The sequence below is a fragment of the Pseudomonadota bacterium genome (assembly GCA_022361155.1).
In the GTDB taxonomy this organism is placed as follows: Bacteria; Myxococcota_A; Polyangia; order Polyangiales; family JAKSBK01; genus JAKSBK01.
Window position 1 is genome coordinate 1 of the sequence record JAKSBK010000531.1, and the last position, 3,788, is coordinate 3,788.

At 64.4% G+C, this 3,788-nt stretch carries 2 protein-coding genes; one reads left to right on the plus strand and one right to left on the minus strand.

Annotated features, from left to right (window positions below):
* Positions 1 to 179: 179 nt before the first annotated feature.
* Complete coding sequence (ilvD, locus tag MJD61_19865) at positions 180 to 1,853, plus strand: dihydroxy-acid dehydratase (GenBank protein MCG8557519.1); 1,674 nt, start codon at positions 180 to 182, stop codon at positions 1,851 to 1,853.
* Here ilvD and MJD61_19870 read toward each other — a convergent pair.
* Positions 1,843 to 3,663, minus strand: a complete 1,821-nt coding sequence (locus MJD61_19870; GenBank protein ID MCG8557520.1) for a sodium:solute symporter — start codon at positions 3,661 to 3,663, stop codon at positions 1,843 to 1,845. The two genes, ilvD and MJD61_19870, sit on opposite strands and share 11 nt — an antisense overlap.
* Between the last annotated feature and the right edge of the window lie 125 nt (positions 3,664 to 3,788).

Here is a 3,788-nt window from a genome sequence, read left to right on the forward strand (position 1 = left end):
AAGGCGTCGGGTCAAAATAACATTGCCAGGTCGGTTTTGAGGCGCCCGGCCAGCAAGGCGCGCTGTCGCGCGAATACTCCCTGTATTCGAAGGCGGCGCAACACCGCTGGACGGGATGGATCGAAATCGAAGTGGCGATGTTATTTTGGCCCGACGCCTAATGCCCTGGAGTCGACGAAATGCCCCATGACACACGCTCTTGCAGCCGCACTCTGCTCGACGGCGCCGATCGCGCTGGCGCTCGGGCCTTTTTCAAGGCCGTCGGCTACTCGGACAGGGATTTGCGCCGCCCGCTAATTGGGGTCGCGCACTGCTGGATCGAGATCACACCCTGCAACTTCAACCACCGCTTCCTGGCCCAGCAGGTAGGTGAGGGCGTCCGGGCCGCCGGCGGCACGCCCATCGAGTTCGGCAGCATCTCGGTGACCGACGGCATCGCCATGGGAACCGAGGGCATGAAGGCCTCGCTGGTCTCACGCGAAGTGGTCGCCGATTCGGTGGAACTGGTCGTGAGGGGACACCTGCTGGACGGCTTCGTGGGGATCTCGGGCTGCGACAAGACCATCCCGGCCATGGTCATGGCCATGGCGCGCCTCAATCTCCCGAGCGTCATGCTGTACAGCGGCAGCATCGACTCCGGCAAGCTGGGGGATCGGCAGCTCACGATTCAGGATGTTTTCGAAGCCATCGGCGCCCTCAACGCCGGACGGATCTCGAAGAAGCGCTTGACGCAGGTGGAAAACGCGGCCTGTCCGGGGGTCGGCGCCTGCGGCGGGCAGTTCACAGCCAACACCATGTCCACGGCCTTTGAAATGTTGGGTGTTTCCCCCATGGGTTTCAACGATGTGCCCGCCGCAAGTCCGGACAAGGCCAAGGTTGCGCTGGAGACTGGCAAGCTGGTGATGAAGCTGCTGAAGAAGAACGTGCGGCCGCGCGACATCATCACCAGGAGCTCCCTGAACAACGCCATCGCCGGGGTCATGGCCACCGGCGGATCGACCAACGCGGTCCTGCACCTGCTGGCCGTGGCGCGCGAGGCGGGGGTCAAGCTGTCGATTCAGGAATTCGACAGGGTGGCGCGCAGGGTGCCTGTCTTGGCCGACATGAAGCCCTGGGGGGCCTACACGGCGGTGGACATGTACCGGGCCGGGGGCATGGCCGTGGTCGCCAACCGCCTGCTGAAAGCCGGTCTGCTGGCCGCGGATTGTCCGACCGTGACCGGCAAGACCATCGGTCAGGCGGCCCGGGCGGCCAAGGAACCGAGGAGCCAGAAGGTGATCACCAGCGTCGACAGGCCCTTGAAGGCCTATGGCGGCCTGGCGATCCTGAAGGGCAACCTGGCTTCCGAGGGCTGCGTAGCCAAGGTCTCGGGGCACACGAGGGAAAAGCACCGCGGACCAGCCCGGGTCTTTGATCGCGAAGAGGATGCCTTTGCTGCAGTCAAGGCGGGCAAGATCAAACCCAACGATGTGGTCGTGATCCGCTGGGAGGGCCCGGTGGGGGGACCCGGCATGCGCGAAATGCTGCAAGTGACAGGCGCGCTGCAAGGGGCCGGCCTGGGCGAGGAGGTTGCTCTGATAACCGACGGGCGTTTTTCCGGAGCGACCCACGGCTTCATGATCGGACACGTCGCGCCCGAAGCCGCACGAGGCGGAACCATCGGGGCGTTGAAAAACGGCGACATCATCGACATCGACATCAAGAAGCGCCGGCTTGACGTGGAGCTGTCGGACGCGGCAATCGCCACGCGACTGAAGACGCTGAAAGCGCCGAAAGCGAAGTACACCAGCGGTGTGATGGCCAAGTATGCCAGGTTGGTCTCCTCGGCCTCGGAGGGCGCCGTCACCGGGTAGGCCGCTCGCTCGTGCTTGCGTCCGAGCCGTCGTTCCGATCGGGCAGGGTCAGGTACCAGGAGAAATACAGAACGAGCGTGAGCACGGCGGTCAGCGAGAAAGCCAGGTACATTGCAGTCCACTGGTGCCAGACGAAGGTGATGGCCGTGGTGAAGAGCCCGACCTGCCAGGCGAACGCGAACGCCGTGTTGGCGATGCCCAGCGCGTTTTCCCGCTTGATGGGTTTCCGTGCGTCGGAGTCGAGGCTTCCCGCAAACCGGCCCCAGCAACCGAAAGGGCGGATCTGAAGGTAGAATTTCCGAAGTGTGTCCTCGTGCACGGGGGGCGTCACCAGCGATGCGGTGATCCCAGCGAGCAGCGACACCACGCCCGCGAGCGGCGTCTTGATGTAGAAGGCCATGCCGGGATCGACCCACTGCAGCACGATGGCGAAGGCGAGCCCCGCGCCCGTGCCCCAGGCGAAGCCGTAGCCGTTGAAACGCCACCAGTACCAGCGCAGAATCAGGGGCACCACGGTTCCGGCACCGAGCGGCCCGGTGATGAAGTCCCAGACGTTGTTGATGTCTTCGCCGAAGACCAGCGTCAGCCCCAGGCCGGACAGGGCGATCGTCAAGGTGGCCCCGTAGCTTTGGCGGACGAGCTCTCGTTCGCTCGCGTTCGGGCGCATGAAACGCTGATAGACATCGCGCACCCAGTAGGCGGCTCCCGCATTGACCGTCGAGTCGAAGGTCGACATGGCGGCCGCGATCAGCCCCACCAGCGCGACTCCCTTGAGGCCGGCGGGAAGCACGCTGCCCAAAACCAGGGGCAGGGTCTGCTCGGGGTCCTTGTGGAGCGTGGCGGCGATCCCGGCGTCCTTGGTCGCGAGCCAGATTCCGAGCAAGGCCATCCCCGCCACCATGGCCCAGCGCACGCTGAGCAGTGCTGCCCACTCGGCGGTCATCAAACCTGCCGAGCGCTCGTCCGCAGCCGCGTAGTAGCGCTGTGCCATGTAGCCGCCGCCTCCGCCGCCCAGGCCGTCGCCGATCTGCTTGACGACCCAGAAGATGACGCAAACACCGAAGAGCCGGTAGATGTCGGGGTTTTCGAGCCAGTGCATCGGCTCTGCGGTCCATGCGGGCCTGAGGCTCGTCCAGTGCGCGCCGGCAGCATCCATCACCGCTGCGTGCTCGGGCAACAGCACTGCCCGGAACACGATGTAGCCCGCGGTCACGAGCAGCATCAGCTCTTGAAAAAGGTCCGTGTAAACGACTCCGTACAGACCGGACAGCATGGTGTAGAGCAGGCCGATCAGCACCATGCCCACGGCGCAGAGCGTGGGGTCGATACCAAGGAACGTGTGCGCGAACTTGCCGGTGCCGGTAGCGAAATAGCAGATCATCGCCACCACCACGACGAGATTCGCGACGGCGGAAAACACGCGTGCGAGCTGTCCGCCGCGCCCACAGCCGAAGCGAAGCTCCATCCACTCGGCCGTGGTGATGACCTTCGATCGACGCAGCCACTTGCCCATGAACGCCAGCAGAAAGGGGAGCGTCAGCACCAGGCCTCCGCGGCTCGCCACCCAGAAGCCTTGAAAGCCCAGCGCAAAGAAGAACGACGTGATCACCATCGTTCCGGTCATGTCGAAATTCGAGGCGCTGCCCGAGGCCCCGAGCACCCACCAGGGGATCTTACGACCCCCGAGGAAATAGTCGTGGATGCCCTTGCTGGCGATTCGCGACAGGAGCAATCCCACCACGACCACGAGCACGAAGTAGGCTGCGATGATCAGCCAATCGAGTGTAGACAGCGAAATCGCCGAGCTCATCGCTCTTCGCCGTTAGGGTCCGCGGAAGAATAACTCATCCATTTCGCCGGTTCTGACCACCGCTGGCTATGTTGCTCCTCCTCGAAGTATCCCCAATACTCCTCGTCGTCGCGCCTCGCCAGCGG